This window comes from Caulobacter sp. GW821-FHT12D05, assembly GCF_058807295.1.
Genome location: NZ_JBXAQO010000004.1, coordinates 232,076 through 246,041 on the forward strand (window position 1 = coordinate 232,076; position 13,966 = coordinate 246,041).

16 protein-coding genes are annotated in these 13,966 nt (G+C 68.5%); 10 read left to right on the forward strand and 6 right to left on the reverse strand.

Annotation, left to right across the window (positions count from 1 at the left end; all coding sequences use genetic code 11):
* The first annotated feature begins 46 nt into the window (after positions 1-46).
* From AC1RRR_RS19245 to AC1RRR_RS19255, 3 genes are all read left to right on the forward strand, one after another.
* Positions 47-751 carry a dienelactone hydrolase family protein gene (locus AC1RRR_RS19245; protein ID WP_492815507.1) on the forward strand — a complete coding sequence of 235 codons (705 nt, stop codon included), beginning with the start codon at positions 47-49 and terminating at the stop codon, positions 749-751.
* Positions 744-1,424 (forward strand): dienelactone hydrolase family protein, encoded by a 681-nt coding sequence (locus AC1RRR_RS19250; protein WP_492815508.1) that lies wholly within the window; start codon positions 744-746, stop codon positions 1,422-1,424. Before AC1RRR_RS19245 ends, AC1RRR_RS19250 begins: the two co-directional genes overlap by 8 nt.
* Before the next feature lie 75 nt (positions 1,425-1,499).
* Positions 1,500-2,201, forward strand: a complete 702-nt coding sequence (locus AC1RRR_RS19255; protein ID WP_492815509.1) for a hypothetical protein — start codon at positions 1,500-1,502, stop codon at positions 2,199-2,201.
* A gap of 9 nt (positions 2,202-2,210) precedes the next feature.
* On the opposite strand, the gene AC1RRR_RS19260 is transcribed toward AC1RRR_RS19255, so the two are convergent.
* On the reverse strand, positions 2,211-2,900 hold the full coding sequence (locus AC1RRR_RS19260; RefSeq protein ID WP_492815510.1) for a TMEM175 family protein: 690 nt from the start codon (positions 2,898-2,900) through the stop codon (positions 2,211-2,213).
* A 95-nt stretch (positions 2,901-2,995) separates the two neighbouring features.
* Between AC1RRR_RS19260 and AC1RRR_RS19265 the strand changes: the two genes are divergently transcribed.
* Both AC1RRR_RS19265 and AC1RRR_RS19270 read left to right on the forward strand, forming a co-directional pair.
* Entirely contained in the window at positions 2,996-3,760 is a 765-nt protein-coding gene (locus tag AC1RRR_RS19265) for a pepsin/retropepsin-like aspartic protease family protein (protein ID WP_492815511.1), read from the forward strand.
* Between the two features lie 18 nt (positions 3,761-3,778).
* Complete coding sequence (locus AC1RRR_RS19270; RefSeq protein ID WP_492815512.1) at positions 3,779-4,249, forward strand: GNAT family N-acetyltransferase; 471 nt, start codon at positions 3,779-3,781, stop codon at positions 4,247-4,249.
* A gap of 63 nt (positions 4,250-4,312) precedes the next feature.
* Here AC1RRR_RS19270 and AC1RRR_RS19275 read toward each other — a convergent pair whose 3' ends face one another.
* From AC1RRR_RS19275 to petA, 3 genes are read right to left on the reverse strand one after another with little or no spacing between them, the layout of a single operon-like run.
* Positions 4,313-5,167 (reverse strand): cytochrome c1, encoded by an 855-nt coding sequence (locus tag AC1RRR_RS19275; protein WP_492815513.1) that lies wholly within the window; start codon positions 5,165-5,167, stop codon positions 4,313-4,315.
* Positions 5,168-5,172: 5 nt separating this feature from the next.
* Entirely contained in the window at positions 5,173-6,459 is a 1,287-nt protein-coding gene (locus tag AC1RRR_RS19280; protein WP_492815514.1) for a cytochrome b, read from the reverse strand.
* A gap of 5 nt (positions 6,460-6,464) precedes the next feature.
* On the reverse strand, positions 6,465-7,016 hold the full coding sequence (gene petA, locus AC1RRR_RS19285; protein ID WP_492815515.1) for a ubiquinol-cytochrome c reductase iron-sulfur subunit: 552 nt from the start codon (positions 7,014-7,016) through the stop codon (positions 6,465-6,467).
* A gap of 201 nt (positions 7,017-7,217) precedes the next feature.
* On the opposite strand from petA, the gene AC1RRR_RS19290 reads away from it, so the two are divergent.
* Both AC1RRR_RS19290 and AC1RRR_RS19295 read left to right on the forward strand, forming a co-directional pair.
* The gene (locus tag AC1RRR_RS19290) at positions 7,218-7,679 is read left to right on the forward strand and encodes a tRNA (cytidine(34)-2'-O)-methyltransferase (RefSeq protein WP_492815516.1); all 462 of its coding nucleotides are present in this window, start codon (positions 7,218-7,220) and stop codon (positions 7,677-7,679) included.
* A 19-nt stretch (positions 7,680-7,698) separates the two neighbouring features.
* Positions 7,699-9,723 (forward strand): FkbM family methyltransferase, encoded by a 2,025-nt coding sequence (locus AC1RRR_RS19295; RefSeq protein WP_492815517.1) that lies wholly within the window; start codon positions 7,699-7,701, stop codon positions 9,721-9,723.
* On the opposite strand, the gene AC1RRR_RS19300 is transcribed toward AC1RRR_RS19295, so the two are convergent.
* Both AC1RRR_RS19300 and AC1RRR_RS19305 read right to left on the reverse strand, forming a co-directional pair.
* Positions 9,720-10,142, reverse strand: coding sequence for a hypothetical protein (locus AC1RRR_RS19300; protein WP_492815518.1), 423 nt, complete (start codon positions 10,140-10,142; stop codon positions 9,720-9,722). The genes AC1RRR_RS19295 and AC1RRR_RS19300 overlap by 4 nt on opposite strands.
* Positions 10,143-10,238: 96 nt before the next feature.
* Complete coding sequence (locus AC1RRR_RS19305) at positions 10,239-10,964, reverse strand: glycosyltransferase family 2 protein (RefSeq protein ID WP_492815519.1); 726 nt, start codon at positions 10,962-10,964, stop codon at positions 10,239-10,241.
* Between the two features lie 56 nt (positions 10,965-11,020).
* Between AC1RRR_RS19305 and AC1RRR_RS19310 the strand changes: the two genes are divergently transcribed.
* The 3 genes from AC1RRR_RS19310 to AC1RRR_RS19320 are packed head-to-tail and all read left to right on the forward strand — an operon-like array spanning position 11,021 to position 13,961.
* A complete protein-coding gene (locus AC1RRR_RS19310) occupies positions 11,021-12,703 on the forward strand; it encodes an ArnT family glycosyltransferase (protein ID WP_492815520.1) in 1,683 nt (560 codons plus the stop codon).
* Positions 12,700-13,599 (forward strand): hydroxymethylglutaryl-CoA lyase, encoded by a 900-nt coding sequence (locus tag AC1RRR_RS19315; protein ID WP_492815521.1) that lies wholly within the window; start codon positions 12,700-12,702, stop codon positions 13,597-13,599. Before AC1RRR_RS19310 ends, AC1RRR_RS19315 begins: the two co-directional genes overlap by 4 nt.
* The gene (locus AC1RRR_RS19320) at positions 13,596-13,961 is read left to right on the forward strand and encodes a hypothetical protein (RefSeq protein WP_492815522.1); all 366 of its coding nucleotides are present in this window, start codon (positions 13,596-13,598) and stop codon (positions 13,959-13,961) included. Before AC1RRR_RS19315 ends, AC1RRR_RS19320 begins: the two co-directional genes overlap by 4 nt.
* Positions 13,962-13,966 lie beyond the last annotated feature (5 nt).

The following is a 13,966-nucleotide window of genomic DNA, read 5'->3' on the forward strand; positions in this document are numbered from 1 at the left end:
GCCATGCGCCCCTTGGATGCCGCCAGTTTCCGAGGGAGTCGCCGCCATGGCCGAGACCATCACCCTGACCGCCGCCGTCGACGGCTTTGCCTTCACCGCCCTGCACGCCCAGCCGGAAGGCGCGCGAAAGGGCGGGGTGGTCGTGATCCAGGAGATCTTCGGCCTCGACCAGTACGTCCAGGCCGACGTGGCGCGTTGGGCCGCCCGGGGCTTCGAGGTGCTGGCCCCGTCGATCTTCGATCGCGCCGAGCCTGGCTTCACCGCCGAGCACGATCCGCAAGGCTTCCAGACCGGCGTCAGCTACGTGCAGAAGGTCGGGATCGACGCCATGCTGTCGGACATCCAGGCCTGCATCGATGAGCTGGCCTCGCGTGGTCCGGTGTTCGCGGTCGGCTATTGCCTGGGCGGCTCGCTGGTGTGGCTGTCGGCCGCCCGGCTGAAGGGCCTGGCGGCGGGCTCGGCCTATTACGGCAGCATGATCGCCGCCAATGCCGCGCAGACGCTGAACACGCCCGTGATCGTGCACCTGGGCCGCAAGGACGGCCACATCCCCGCCGAGGACGTCAAGGCCGCCGTCTGGGCCGCCCATCCCGAGGTTCCGATCCACGTCTACGAAAACAGCGGCCACGGCTTCAACAATGACGGCCGGCCCGACAGCGATCTCGCCGACGCCGAGCTGGCCCGCCAGCGCACGATCGAGTTCTTCGCCGAGTACTCTGCGTCGAAAGAGGGGGCCGGCGGCCATGGGTGAACGCATCGCCCTGGCGTGCCGTGAAACCGGCGCGCCGTTCGCCGCCTACCACGCCCCGCCCCGTGAAGCCCGGCGTGGCGGCATTGTCATGCTGCACGCCATCTGGGGCGTCACCCCGCACCTGCGCGCGCTGGCCGACAGCCTGGCCGAGCAGGGTTATGAGGTCATACTCCCCAGCCTGATGGACGCCGCCGACGCCGACTTCCCGCTCGAGGACACCACGCCGGCGATCCTCGACGCCCGCATGGCCATGGGCAAGGCGACAGGCTGGGGCGTCTCGACCCTGCCCCGCGTCCAGGCCTGCATCGACGCCCTGGAGGGGCCTGTGTTCGCCATGGGCTTCTGCTACGGCGGCACCACGGCCTGGCTGGCGGCCTGCCGCTGCGAGGGGCTCAGCGCGGTCTCGGCCTTCTACGGCGGCGACATCGTCGCCTATCGGGACGAGACGCCCAAGGTCCCGACCATCCTGCACTTTGGCAAGACCGACAGCATGATCCCGCTGGCCGATGTCGAGGCGATCCGCGAGACGCACCCCGAGCTGCCGATCCATCTGTACGAGGCCGGCCACGCCTTCGTCGCGCCCAACGGCCACCATCCCGACAGCGCCCGCCTGTCGCTGCTGCGCACTTTGCAGCTGTTCCAGCGCTCAAGCGGCAGCAAGGCCGAAGCCTGACGCCGCGCATCTGTTGACCAGGCGCCGATAGCGGATCAATCTTCTCAACCTTAAGCATCGAGGGGGAGCAGACTCATGCGTCGGATTTTGTCTGGGATTGTTCTGAGCGTCGTCGCGGTTCTGGCGATCGGGGTCGCGCCCGCCATGGCGCAGTTCGGCGGTTACATGCCGCCGCCTCCGCCGCCGCGACAGGACATGAAGAACATCGACTTCCTGCGGACCCAGAAGTCGGGCCCGCGCATCAAGCCGCGCGAGTCGGGCAATCCTATGCAGGTGAAGATGGCTCGGGAGCTGGCGACCCAGCTGAAGATCCCGTGCGACGTGACCGACGCCGCCGAGCTGTCGGACAAGCCGTCCAAGGTCCCCAGCTACGAGCTGGTGTGCCGCGACGCCATGGGCTGGATCATCAACCGCAAGTCCGCCGAGGACGTCCAGCCCCTGGACTGCCTGGCCGTGCAGGACTCGGCCGAAGCCGCCGGCAAGGCCTGGCCGCGCGGGCTGTACTGCCTGATGCGCGGCAACTTCCAGCCGGCCATGGGCCTGGCGCCGATCGCCGCCAAGATCGCGCCCGACTGCGAGGTCGCCGACGGCGCCTATCTGGGCTCGGGCGGCACGCCGCCGATCACCCGCTACGAGCTGAGCTGCAAGAACGGCAAGGGTTATGTCGTCGACAATCCCGCGCCCGGCTCGGCCGCGACGCTCAGCTCCATGACCTGCGCCGAGGCCGCCCAGGCCGGCGCACCGTGCAAGCTGCGCGATCGCAAGCAGGCGGGCTGACGCGGGCCCTTAGACGGGACGTCCGCGCCGCAGCAGGCGTCCCATCGGCGCGCGCAGGCCGATGACCAGCGGGATCAGCCAGTAGGCGAAGCCCGGCAGCCACGGCGCCCTGGCCATAGGACCGAAGGTCAGGGCCGCCGAGATCAGACCCGTGGCCGCCGCCAGGGCCCAGATCTCAAAGCTGAAGCGGATCTGGGTCAGGTTCGCAGGGTCCACGCCCAGGCGCTGGGGATGGCGCATGGCCCGCCAGTACAGGACCGTGAACAGCCCGGCCAGGATCGCGAAACCCGCGCCGTAGATGCGGAAGAGATCGCGCAGGTCCGACAGGGTGCGGATGATCTTCTCGCCCGACAGCAGGCCGCGCGAGGCCCAGACGAAGCCGGACTCGACCAGCATCCGCAGCGGGAAGACATAGACCAGCACCGTGAACACGATGGCCAGGGCGTTCAGGGTCGACAGGGTGTCGCGACGCGGGACCAGGCGCCCGTACTCGCGATAGGCCAGCCAGAACATGGCGATCAGGGCGAAGGCCCCCAACGAGGCGGGGATGCGGCCCAAGGCCTGCCACAGGGCGGCGATATTGGCCGCCGGCTCGGCGCTGGCGATGATCAGCAGGGTGACGGCGAAGGCGAAGGCCGCGTCGACGAAGGCGTCCAGCCGCCGGCCCGACTCGCGCTCCGGATCGTGCTCTTCCGACATGTTCACGCTCCGCTGCCCGGCGGTATGATGAACGCCGTTCGGTGAAGCTGTCGAGATCGTCGCGCAACCGTCACGGCTAGGCTAGGCTGCGTCGCATGCGTTGCCGCGTTTCCGTCCTGGCCCTGTCGCTCATGCTCGTCGCCAGTACGGTGCGCGCCGGCGAGACGGCGTGCTGGTTCGAGAACGGGGCCGTGATCGCACCAGCGGTGATCGGCGACATGGCCGGCGACTACGTCATCGACCTGTCGGCCCCGCGCACCCTGCTGCACGAGACCAAGGCCCAGATGGCCGGGATCACCGAGCCAGAGCTGCCGCTGTCCGTCGAGGTCGCCGGGCTGAAGACGCCGGCCGTCCCGATCCGGGTCGCCGACCTGGACGCGCGGGGCGCGGGCTTCGTCACCCCGATCGCCGGGGTGATCGGCATGGACGTCCTGGCCGGCCACAGCGTCGAGATCGACTTCGCCGACTGTCGGGTGCGCATCGACAAGCCCTGGCGCGCGCGCCGCCAGGTCGTCCTGCCGGTCGAAGTGGTCGAGGGCCTGCCGACCATCGTCGCCAGAGTCAGCGACGGTCCCGTAGCCCTGCAGGGAGCCTTCGCGATCGACACGGCCTCCAAAGCCATGGCGCGGCTGTCGACGCGCGAGGCGGCCGCGACGGGCAAGCTGGACATGACCGCCCGCCACAAGGCTCCGGCCCGCCTGCGCGCCCTGTCGATCGGCGGGGTGCTGGCAGAGAACGTGCCCGCCAGCCTGGCCGACGACCTGCCCGAGGGCGTGACCGGGACCCTGGGCACGGGCCTATGGGGCCGCCACCGCCTCCGCCTGGCCGCCGACGCCCGCACCCTGTCGGTCGCGCCCTAGATCTCCCGAGACCTGAAGATGTTGATCGAAGCCAAGACCGAAGACTTCGCCGCCCTGCTGCGCGGCGAGGCGCCAGCGCCCTATCGCCTATGCGACAGCCCCCTGGCCCCGCCGGAAGTGCTGGCCATGCTGGCCAAACTCGCCGACGGCATCCGCCTGGTGTTCAGCCCGGCTGCCTGGATGATCGTCGAGGACGCCGAGATCGTCGGCCTGATCTCACCGACCCGGCCGCTGGACGCTTCCGACCGGAGCTTGCGCATCGGCTACGGCGTCGCGCCCACCCGCTGGGGCCAAGGCGTGGCCACCCGCGCAGTGGCCGACCTGGCCGCCTGGGCGCGAGCGGATGATCGTGTGCTGGCGCTCACCGCCGAAACCTCGGTCGACAACCTGGCCTCGCAGGCGGTGCTCTCCCGCAATGGCTTCCAGGTCGTGGGCAAGCGGGTGGACGACGAGGACGGGCCGCTGATCTGCTGGCGGTTGGAGGTCTAGGGACAAAGAAAAAGGCCCGGTGTTTCCACCGGGCCTTTCCGTATCTCAGAGCCGGGAAACGGGTCAGTGCGACTCGTTCTTCCAGACCGTCTTGTAGCTCGCATACAGCAGGCCCGAGAGCAGGACGAGGTAGATCAGAACGGCGAAGCCGGTCTGCTTGCGCTCTTCCAGCTTGGGCTCGGCGGCCCACATCAGGAACGCCGAGACGTCCTTGGCTTGCTGGTCCAGGGTCGACTTGGTGCCGTCGTCGAACGTCACCAGGCCGGCCTTCAGCGGCGGGGCCATGGCGATGAAGCCGCCCGGCGGGACGTGCTTGTGGTCGCCGTGCCAGGCCGAGCTGAGGTCGCCCGGGAAGTACGGGTTGTAGTGACCGCCGGTCGGGACCGTCAGGCCCTTCGGCGGATCGACGTAGCTGGTCACGACCGAATAGATGTGGTCCGGACCTTCTTCGCGAGCCTTGGCCAGCAGCGACATGTCCGGCGGCAGGGCGCCGCCGTTCGAGGCGCGGGCCGCGGCTTCGTTGGCGAAGGGCGACGGGAAGTGGTCGGCGCTGGTGGCCGGACGCTTGATGGCGTCACCGGTTTCCGAGTCGATGTCGGCGACCTCGTAGTCCTTGGCGATCGCCTTGACCCACGGGTTGTCGTTCGAGTTCGGATACTTCTCGCTGTAGAACGGGCCGCCCTTGTCGCCGAGGTTGCGGAACGACACCAGCTTCAGCGAGTGGCAGGCCGAGCAGACTTCGCGATAGACCTTGAAGCCGCGCTGCAGCTGGCCTTGGTCGAACTTGCCGAAGGGGCCTTCGAACGACCAGTGCACTTCCTTGGCCGGCAGGGCCCCGCCGTTGGCGAGGGCCGGACCGGCGAGGCCGACGACCAGGAGACCCGCCGCCGCCGCGATAACCGAGAGTTTGCGGAGCATCGGGATCAACCCTTGTGAGCGTCGGCCGAGAGGGCCGGCGAAGCGATCGAGTCCGGAACCGGCAGGGTCTTTTCGACCAGACCCAGGACCGGGAGAACGACCAGGAAGAAAGCGAAGTAGTAGAGCGAGGCCACGCGGCTGAGCCACACGAAGCTGTTCAGGTCCGAACCGCCCAGCTGGAACGTGGTCAGGTGCGGGATCACCGGATCGTCCGGCAGCTTGGCGCCGCAGAAGCCCAGGATGATGCAGGCCACCAGGAAGAACACGAAGTAGATCTTCGCGGTCGGGCGGTAGCGCATCGAGCGCACCTTCGAGGTGTCCAGCCACGGCAGGGCGAACAGGCAGGCGATGGCGCCGAACATGGCCAGCACGCCCATCAGCTTGTCCGGCACGGCGCGCAGGATCGCGTAGAACGGCAGGAAGTACCATTCCGGAACGATGTGCGACGGCGTCACCAGCGGGTTGGCCTCGACATAGTTGTCGGCGTGGCCAAGGGCGTTGGGCATGTAGAAAACGAAGAAGGCGAAGAGGATCAGGAAGACGCTCATCGCGAAGCCGTCCTTCACCGTCGCATACGGCGTGAAGGGAACGGTGTCGGCCTTCGACTTGGGGTCCACGCCGGTCGGGTTGTTCTGGCCAACCACGTGCAGGGCCCAGATGTGCAGGATCACGACGCCCGCGATCATGAAGGGCAGCAGGTAGTGCAGCGAGAAGAAGCGGTTCAGGGTCGGGTTGTCGACCGCGAAGCCGCCCCACAGCCAGGTGGTGATGCTTTCGCCAACCAGCGGCAGGGCGCCGAACAGGTTGGTGATGACGACGGCGCCGTGGAACGACATCTGGCCCCAGGGCAGGACGTAGCCCATGAAGGCGGTGGCCATCATCAGCAGATAGATCACGCAGCCCAGCAGCCACAGCACTTCACGCGGCGCCTTGTAGGAGCCGTAGTACAGGCCGCGCAGCATGTGGATGTAGACGGCGATGAAGAACATCGACGCGCCGTTGGCGTGCATGTAGCGGATCAGCCAGCCGTAGTTCACGTCGCGCATGATGTGCTCGACGGAAGCGAAGGCGCCCTGAGCGCTCGGATTGTAGTGCATCACCAGGATGATGCCGGTGATCAGCTGGGAGGCCAGGCACAGCGACAGGATGCCGCCGAAGGTCCACCAGTAGTTCAGGTTGCGCGGGGTGGGGTAGTCGACGAACGAGTCGTAGCCCAGACGCACGATCGGCAGACGGGCGTCGAGCCAGCGCTCGATACCGGTCTTCGGTTGATAGGTCGAATGTCCGCTCATCTCGCTTAGCCGATCTTGACCTTGGTGTCGGTGAGGAAGGCGTATTCCGGAACCACCAGGTTCAGGGGCGCGGGGCCCTTACGGATACGACCCGAGGTGTCATAGACCGAGCCGTGGCACGGGCAGAACCAGCCGCCATACTCGCCACCGCCGAAGGTCGGCACGCAGCCCAGGTGGGTGCAGTTGCCGCCAACGATCAGCCAGTTGGACTTGCCCGGCTTCACGCGCGAGGCGTCCGTCGCCGGATCCTTCATCGACGCGCCGTCGTCGGCCACGGCCTTGGCGATTTCCGCCTTGGTGCGGTTACGCACGAAGAGCGGCTTGCCGCGCCACTTGATCGTGACCTGCTGGCCCTCGGCGACCTTGGTCAGGTCGAACTCGGTCGAGGCCAGGGCCCGCGTGTCGGCGGACGGGTTCATCTGGTCGATGAACGGCCACACCAGGGTCGCGGCGCCGCCAGCGGCGGCCGCGAGCGCGGCGATGTGAATAAAGTCGCGCCGGGAGGGATCGCTCCCGTGTTCCGGCTCGGTCGTTGCGCCCACGGCGGTGTCGGCCACCTAGTCACCCCTTAATTCCGCAGGTCGCGGAAGCGACCGGCTTGGAGAAGCGCCTTTCGACGCCATATCTTGCTCGACCCGCATGCGGATCTCCGCCACAAGGCAGCGGTCGGATCGTCGTATCGGACGCGCGGACGAAGTCCGCAAGCCCTTTCGATTCCCGGCAAAGCCCCTGCTGCCCTTGTGGTTGGTTCGCTTATTATGCGTATCGCACTTTTTCAACCAGGCATTCCCCAAAACGTCGGGGCGGCCATCCGGCTCTCCGCATGTTTCGACGTCGGTCTGGACGTCATCGAGCCTTGCAGTTTTCCCTTGGACGACAAGAGTTTGAAGCGCGCGGCCCTGGATTACGGGCCTTTGGCGCACCTTCAGCGCCATGACAGCTGGGAAGCTTTCCTCGCCGCCCCGGAACGGGCGCAGGGCCGCCTGCTGCTTTTCACGACTCGCGGCGCGACGCCTTTCCACCGATTTTCGTTCGAACCCGGAGACACCCTGCTGTTCGGCAACGAGAGCAAGGGCGCCCCGGAAGAGGTCCACGCCGCCGTCCAGGGCCGCATCGTCATCCCGATCCGGCCCGAAACCCGCTCGATGAATCTGGCGACCACCGCCGCCATGGCTCTGGGCGAAGCCTTGAGGCAGACAGGCGGCTTCCCGGACGCCTGATCTTTTCTAAGATCAACCCATGATCGATTCTGAGCGCATCGGCGCCGACATCGCTTATCTGAGGTCGCGGCCGGACTGGATGCTGCTGGCGCCCGTGCGCATCGAGGCCATGCTGGACCCGATGCGCTTCCAGCTGCTGATGCAGGCCGCGCGGGATTTCTACTTCCAGCGCTTCCAGCGCATGAGCGAGACGGCCGCGGCCGCCCGGCGCGTGTTCGGGATTGAGGGCGACCAGGGCGTGACCCTGTCGATGGCCGGCCTGGCCGCCGCGGGCTCAGGCGACCTGACCGCGGCCTTCGACGCCTTCAAGCAGGCCCGTGACCAGCAGCCCGAGGTCGCCGAGCACCACTACAACTGCGGCGTCATGCTGCTGAAATACAGCCAGGACCTGGCCGTGGCCGAAGGCCTGTTCCGGAGCGGATTGGAGCGTTACGCCCACGGCCCGTCATGGCTGGCCCTGGCGGTGATCCGGCTGGAGCGCGGCGACTTCGCGGGCTGCGCCGACGCCGCCCGCTGCGCCCTGGCCCTGGAGGCAGAATCAGACGGCGTCGCCGCGCTGTGCCTGGCGGCCGCGCTCGAGCGCCTGGGCCAGCCGGTCGAGTGGCCTCAGCAACGTCCGGACGCACGATTCTCCACGCCCGAGGCGTTCGACATCGTCGTGACCAAGGCCGCTAGGACCGTGGTCAGCGTCGCCCTGGGCGATCGCGAGGCGGTGGCGGCGGTGCGGCTGGCGCGATCGCTGGCGGGCGTCGCCCCGGACTGGAACGTCCACCTGCACCTGTGCAACGCCTCCGCCGACGTCACGCGCGCCATCACAGACTGGGTCGACGCGCGCGCCGATCGTGTGCGCGTCTCGACCGAGACCCTGGTCACCGACCCGGCCGACAGCCTGGCCGATCGTTTCGGCGTCGTCCGCCTGCGGACCTTCGCGGCGGCGGGCGCGGCGATCGGCGGCGACCTTATCCTGGCCCATCCTCGGACGTTGTTCTCGGCCGATCCCGCCGCCCTGCTGCCCGAGGCGGACCAGGGCGTGTCGCTGGCCCTCCGCGACGGCCTGCTGTGGAACCAGGTCGGCCAGGACCTGATCGGCCTGCGCGCTGGTCCGGCCGCCAGCGCCTTCCTAGACACGATCCGCATGGCCGCCCTGCCCTGGTCGTGGCGCAGGAGCCCGATGACCGCTGGCGTCAGCCTGTGGCGCGCTCGCGCGGCCTGCCCGGACGCCAGGATCCTCAGCCCGGACGACCTGGCCCTGGCGACCCTGCCCGACGCGCCGCCCGAACCGACCGCGCCGCCGCCGCGCGCCGAGTTCAACGAGGTCATACCCTCGCGCTACGGGCCGATGCTGCTCAATCGCAACGACCTCTACATCTTCAGCGGCATCCAGGAGACCGGCGTCTGGTCGGGCGACGAGCTGGACCTGCTGGGCCAGCTGATCTCACCAGGCCAGACGGTGCTGGACGTCGGCGCCAACATGGGCACCCACACCCTGGCCTTCTGCAATTTCGTGGGGCCGACCGGCCGGGTCTACGCCTTCGAGCCGCAGCGGATCATGTTCCAGGCCATGGTCGCCAGCGTGGCCCTGAACAGCTGGGCCAATGTCCACACCTACATGACCCTGGTCGGGGCCAAGAAGGGCGCCATGCGCCTGCCCGGCATCCACTACGAAGAGCCCGGCAATTTCGGGATGATGACCCTGGCGCCCGACCGCGGCCGCGCCGAGAGCCTCGTCTATCGCGACGACGAGGACGGCGAGGAGGTGGCGATGATCACCATCGACAGCCTGAATCTCTCCGCCTGCCACCTGATCAAGATCGACGTCGAGGGCATGGAGATCGACGTGCTGCGTGGCGCGGCCAAGACCATCAAGGCCCACCGCCCGCTGATCTACATGGAGTGCCAGCCCGACGAGCGCAGCAAGTCGGCGCTGAAACTGCTCAAGTCGCTAGGCTACGCCACCTGGTGGCACGGCGACATCGGCTCGCCCAACATCCTGGGTGCGCCACCGGAGCGGCCCCTGTCGGCGATGGGGCTGAAGCTGGCCTAGTGGTCGCCGAAATCGACGTCGCGGCGGGCCGCCACGATCGTCACGATGAAGCCCGCCAGCACGTCCAGCAGCACCATCAGGGTGATCAGGAAGAAGGTCGAGGTCGCGAAGGCCGGGAACAGCAGGAACTCGACCAGGCACAGGATGAACAGCACCATCGACAGCGAGTGGTTGATGATGGCGATCCGGCGGCTGGTCGTGGACTTCAGCAGCTCGACGAACAGCACCACCAGCGAGGCGGCCAGCAGCAGGTCGCCCAGGCTGACGCCCCACTCGGCCCGCGAGGTCATGTGGATCGTGAACAGCTTGTCGCTCATGCGCACGCCGGCGTCGGCGGCCTTGAAGCCTCCGGCCAGGGTCAACGCGACCAGATTGTAGATGATGACCGGCAGCGCCAGCAGCGGTATGGCTGCGAACATCGAGCTTCCCCCTTTGGCGCGAGCATTCAGTCTCATGCCATGGTTAAGGCCTAGCGGGAATTTTCGTTGCGGTGAAGGTGTCTCGCCCGTCAGGCGTTACGCTTCGTCCACGCCTTGGGGATTGCGCGACCGCGATTGCAGCCACATCACGCCCAGCAGGTCCGAAACCGAGGCCTTCAGGCGGCCGAAGTTGGTATATTTCGACACGCCGCTCTCGCGGTGGCGATGGTTCACCGGCTCGAACGCCACCTCATACCCTTCGCGCAACATCAGCGCCGGGATGTAGCGGTGGATGTGATCGAAGTACGGCAGGCGCAGGAACGCCTCGCGGCGGAAGGCCTTCAGCCCGCAACCGGTGTCGTTGGCGGTGTCCTTCAGCAGGCGCTTGCGCACCCCGTTACCGAACTTGGAGGCGAAGCGCTTGGCGCTGCTGTCCTGGCGCTTGACGCGCTCGCCGCCGACCAGGGCCAGCACGGCGGGGCCGGCCTGCAGGGTCTTGGCCAGGCGCGGAGCGTCGGCCGGGTCGTTCTGGCCATCGCCGTCCAGGGTGACGATGATCGGCCCGCGCGCGGCCAGGATGCCGGTGCGCACGGCGCGGCTCTGGCCTGAGTTCTTGCGGTGGCCCAGCACGCGCAGCTGCGGGATCTCGGCCTTCAGGGCGATCAGGCGGGCCTTGGTGTCGTCGCGGCTGGCGTCGTCGACGAAGATCATCTCGTAATTGTCGCCGGCGAAGGCGGTCGCGATCTCGCGCGCCAGCTTGGGAGCGGCTTCGCCTTCGTCAAAGACGGGGACGACGACGGAAAAGTCGGGGGTGGCGTTCATCGGCTTCTAATAGCCGAAAAATTCCCACACGAAAGGATCGTGCTAAACGTGGCCGCATGACGCTTGAATCTCGCCTCGATGATTGGAGCCGCGGTTGGCGCGGCCCTCTGTTCGCCGCGCTCGTCGCCTTGATCGCCGGCCTGCCCGGCCTGTTCGCCATGCCGCCGCTGGACCGCGATGAGTCGCGTTTCGCTCAAGCCACGTCGCAGATGCTGGAGACCGGCGACTACGTCGTCATCAAGTTCCAGGACCAGCCGCGCTTCAAGAAGCCGGTCGGCATCCACTGGCTGCAGGCCATGAGCGTCAAGGCGTTCTCCGACGCCGAGGACCGCCGGATCTGGGCCTATCGCATCCCGTCTCTGCTGGGCGCGATGCTGGCGGCGGCGGCCTGCGCCTGGGGCGCGGCGGCGCTGCTGGATCCGCGCACCGGCCTGCTGGCCGGCTCGATCCTGGGCGCGACCTTCCTGCTGTCGACCGAAGCCTTCATCGCCAAGACCGACGCGGCCCTGTGCGGCGGCACGACCCTGGCCATGGCGGCCCTCGCCCGCATCTACGCCGCCCACCTGAAGGGCGAGACCGTCAACAAATGGACCAAGCTGGCCTTTTGGCTCGGCCTGTCGGTCGCCGCCCTGATCAAGGGTCCCGTCGGCCTGCTGGTCGCCTTCTTCGCCCTGGCCGCCCTGGCGATCTGGGACCGCAAGGCCGCGTGGATGAAGGACCTGGGCTGGACCTGGGGCCTGATCCTGTTCTGCGCCATCTGCCTGCCCTGGGCGATGATGATCACCGTGGCCACCGACGGCGCCTTCTGGGGCGCGGCCGTGGGCGGAGACCTGGCGCCCAAGCTGGCCGGCGGCCAGGAGGGTCACGCCGGGCCGTTCGGCTATCACACCTTGCTGGCCCCGCTGCTGGCGTTCCCGGCCACCCTGCTGCTGCCGGCGGGTCTGGTCCTGGGCTGGACCCGGCGCAAGGATCCCGGCGTGCGGTTCGCCCTCTGCTGGCTGATCCCGACCTGGCTGATGTTCGAGATCCTGCCGACCAAGCTGGTGCACTACGAGCTGCCGGCCTATGGCGCCCTGGCCATGCTGATGGCGGCGGCCGTGCGGGAGCCGCTGGCCAAATGGCCGCGCTGGATCGGCGCGGGTCTGTCGGTGCTGATGGCCGCTCTGTTGGCCGCCGTCGCCATCTATGGCCAGGTGAAGTTCGGCGCGAAGAACGACCTGGTCTGGACCGTCCTGGCCGCCGGCCTCGCCCTCGCCGCCGGCATCGCCGGGGCCTTCCTGCTGCTGCGCCACCACTCGGTGCGGGCCCTGGTCACGGCCGGGGTGCTGGGCGTCGGCGCCCACATCGCCCTGACCGCCGGCCTGATCCCGCGCCTGGAGCCCCTGTTCCTGTCCAAGGACATCGCCGACGCCCTGGACACGGCCCGCCTGTCGCCGCGCTCCGGCGCCGCCGGCCCCGTGGCCCTGACCGGCTATTCCGAGCCCAGCCTGATCTTCCAGCTGGGCACCGCCACCGAGCTGACCACGGGCGAAGGCGCGGCCGACGCGGTCTCGGAAGGCCGTCCGGCCGTGGTCGAAGGGCGCGAGGAGAAGCCCTTCCGCGAGGCCCTCACCGCCCTGGGCCTGACGCCGCGTCCGGTAGCCGTGATCCAGGGCCTGAACTATTCCGACGGCGACGACGAGAAGCTGACGATCTATCGCGGCGAGCCTCAGATCGAAGAAGAGGAGCCCGCCCGATGAGCCGCTTCATCCAGATCGTCGAGGTCGGGCCGCGCGACGGCCTGCAGAACGAAAAGACCATCCTGTCGGTCGCCGACAAGCTGGACCTGATCCGCCGCCTGGAAGCCGCCGGCGCCAAGCGCACCGAGGTCGTGTCGTTCGTGAATCCCAACCGCGTGCCGCAGATGGCCGGCGCGGAAGAGATCATGGACGCCCTGCCGCACGACCGCGTCCACTCCCGCATCGGCCTCGTCCTCAACATGCGCGGCTGGGAGCGTTGCGTGTCGACCGGCTGCGACGAGGCCAATGTCGTGGTCTGCGCCTCGGACGGCTTCGGCGTCGCCAACCAGGGCGCCACGGTGCGCCAGCAGATCGACACCCTGGCGGCCATCGCCGAGCGCCAGGCCATCGACGGCGGCCCACCGATCACCGCGACCATCTCGGTCGCCTTCGGCTGCCCGTTCGACGGCGAGGTCAGCGAAGACCAGGTCGTGGCCATCGCCCGCGAGGCAGCCAGCCTGGGCGTCCCGGAGATCGCCATCGCCGACACCATCGGCGTCGCCGATCCGTGGGTCGTGACCAAACGCATCGAGGCCGTCCGAGCCGCCGCGCCGGACGCCCGCCTGCGCATGCACTTCCATGACACCCGCAACACGGGCCTGGCCAACGCCTATGCCAGCGTCGTAGCGGGCGTCGACGTGCTGGACGCCTCGGTCGGCGGCCTGGGCGGCTGCCCGTTCGCGCCGAACGCCACCGGCAATATCGGCACCGAGGATCTGGTCTACATGCTGGAACGGGCCGGCTTCGAGACGGGTTACGATCTGGCGGCCCTGATCGAGATCGGCCGCGATGTCAGCGCCAAGCTGGGCAAGGCCCCCGCCTCGTCCCTGGCCCGCGCCGGAGGTTTCCCCGCATGAGCCGCCTGCCTGTCCTGCTGCTGCCCCTGGCCGTGACCGCCTGCGCGACCGCGCCGATGGCGGAGACTCCCGCCGGGCGCTGCGACGTCACTATCAAGTTCGCCAGCTACGGCGCGGGCATCGATCGCGAGCTGTCGGAGAAGGTGGCTGCGGCCGTGAAGTCCGACCGCGACATCGCCAGCTCGCAGCGCCAGCCCTGGGGCCGCGAAGGCGAATACGACCTGTGCCTGACCGCCAAGGCCGGCAAGGGCGTAGCGGTCTACGAACGCTACAAGGCGATGCTGCCGGCCAAGAGCCTGAAGGCCCCGACCTCGATCGTCGGTCCGAACGGCGAGCGGTTCGAGTCGATCGGACCGATGTAGCCTGC

What these genes read in the sequence shown, in the direction of transcription:
- AC1RRR_RS19245 (WP_492815507.1), top strand. Translation starts at nt 47, where the DNA reads ATGGCCGAGACCATCACCCTGACCGCCGCCGTCGACGGCTTTGCCTTC.
- AC1RRR_RS19250 (WP_492815508.1), top strand. Translation starts at nt 744, where the DNA reads ATGGGTGAACGCATCGCCCTGGCGTGCCGTGAAACCGGCGCGCCGTTC.
- AC1RRR_RS19255 (WP_492815509.1), top strand. Translation starts at nt 1,500, where the DNA reads ATGCGTCGGATTTTGTCTGGGATTGTTCTGAGCGTCGTCGCGGTTCTG.
- AC1RRR_RS19260 (WP_492815510.1), bottom strand. Translation starts at nt 2,900, where the DNA reads ATGTCGGAAGAGCACGATCCGGAGCGCGAGTCGGGCCGGCGGCTGGAC.
- AC1RRR_RS19265 (WP_492815511.1), top strand. Translation starts at nt 2,996, where the DNA reads ATGCGTTGCCGCGTTTCCGTCCTGGCCCTGTCGCTCATGCTCGTCGCC.
- AC1RRR_RS19270 (WP_492815512.1), top strand. Translation starts at nt 3,779, where the DNA reads ATGTTGATCGAAGCCAAGACCGAAGACTTCGCCGCCCTGCTGCGCGGC.
- AC1RRR_RS19275 (WP_492815513.1), bottom strand. Translation starts at nt 5,167, where the DNA reads ATGCTCCGCAAACTCTCGGTTATCGCGGCGGCGGCGGGTCTCCTGGTC.
- AC1RRR_RS19280 (WP_492815514.1), bottom strand. Translation starts at nt 6,459, where the DNA reads ATGAGCGGACATTCGACCTATCAACCGAAGACCGGTATCGAGCGCTGG.
- AC1RRR_RS19290 (WP_492815516.1), top strand. Translation starts at nt 7,218, where the DNA reads ATGCGTATCGCACTTTTTCAACCAGGCATTCCCCAAAACGTCGGGGCG.
- AC1RRR_RS19295 (WP_492815517.1), top strand. Translation starts at nt 7,699, where the DNA reads ATGATCGATTCTGAGCGCATCGGCGCCGACATCGCTTATCTGAGGTCG.
- AC1RRR_RS19300 (WP_492815518.1), bottom strand. Translation starts at nt 10,142, where the DNA reads ATGTTCGCAGCCATACCGCTGCTGGCGCTGCCGGTCATCATCTACAAT.
- AC1RRR_RS19305 (WP_492815519.1), bottom strand. Translation starts at nt 10,964, where the DNA reads ATGAACGCCACCCCCGACTTTTCCGTCGTCGTCCCCGTCTTTGACGAA.
- AC1RRR_RS19310 (WP_492815520.1), top strand. Translation starts at nt 11,021, where the DNA reads ATGACGCTTGAATCTCGCCTCGATGATTGGAGCCGCGGTTGGCGCGGC.
- AC1RRR_RS19315 (WP_492815521.1), top strand. Translation starts at nt 12,700, where the DNA reads ATGAGCCGCTTCATCCAGATCGTCGAGGTCGGGCCGCGCGACGGCCTG.
- AC1RRR_RS19320 (WP_492815522.1), top strand. Translation starts at nt 13,596, where the DNA reads ATGAGCCGCCTGCCTGTCCTGCTGCTGCCCCTGGCCGTGACCGCCTGC.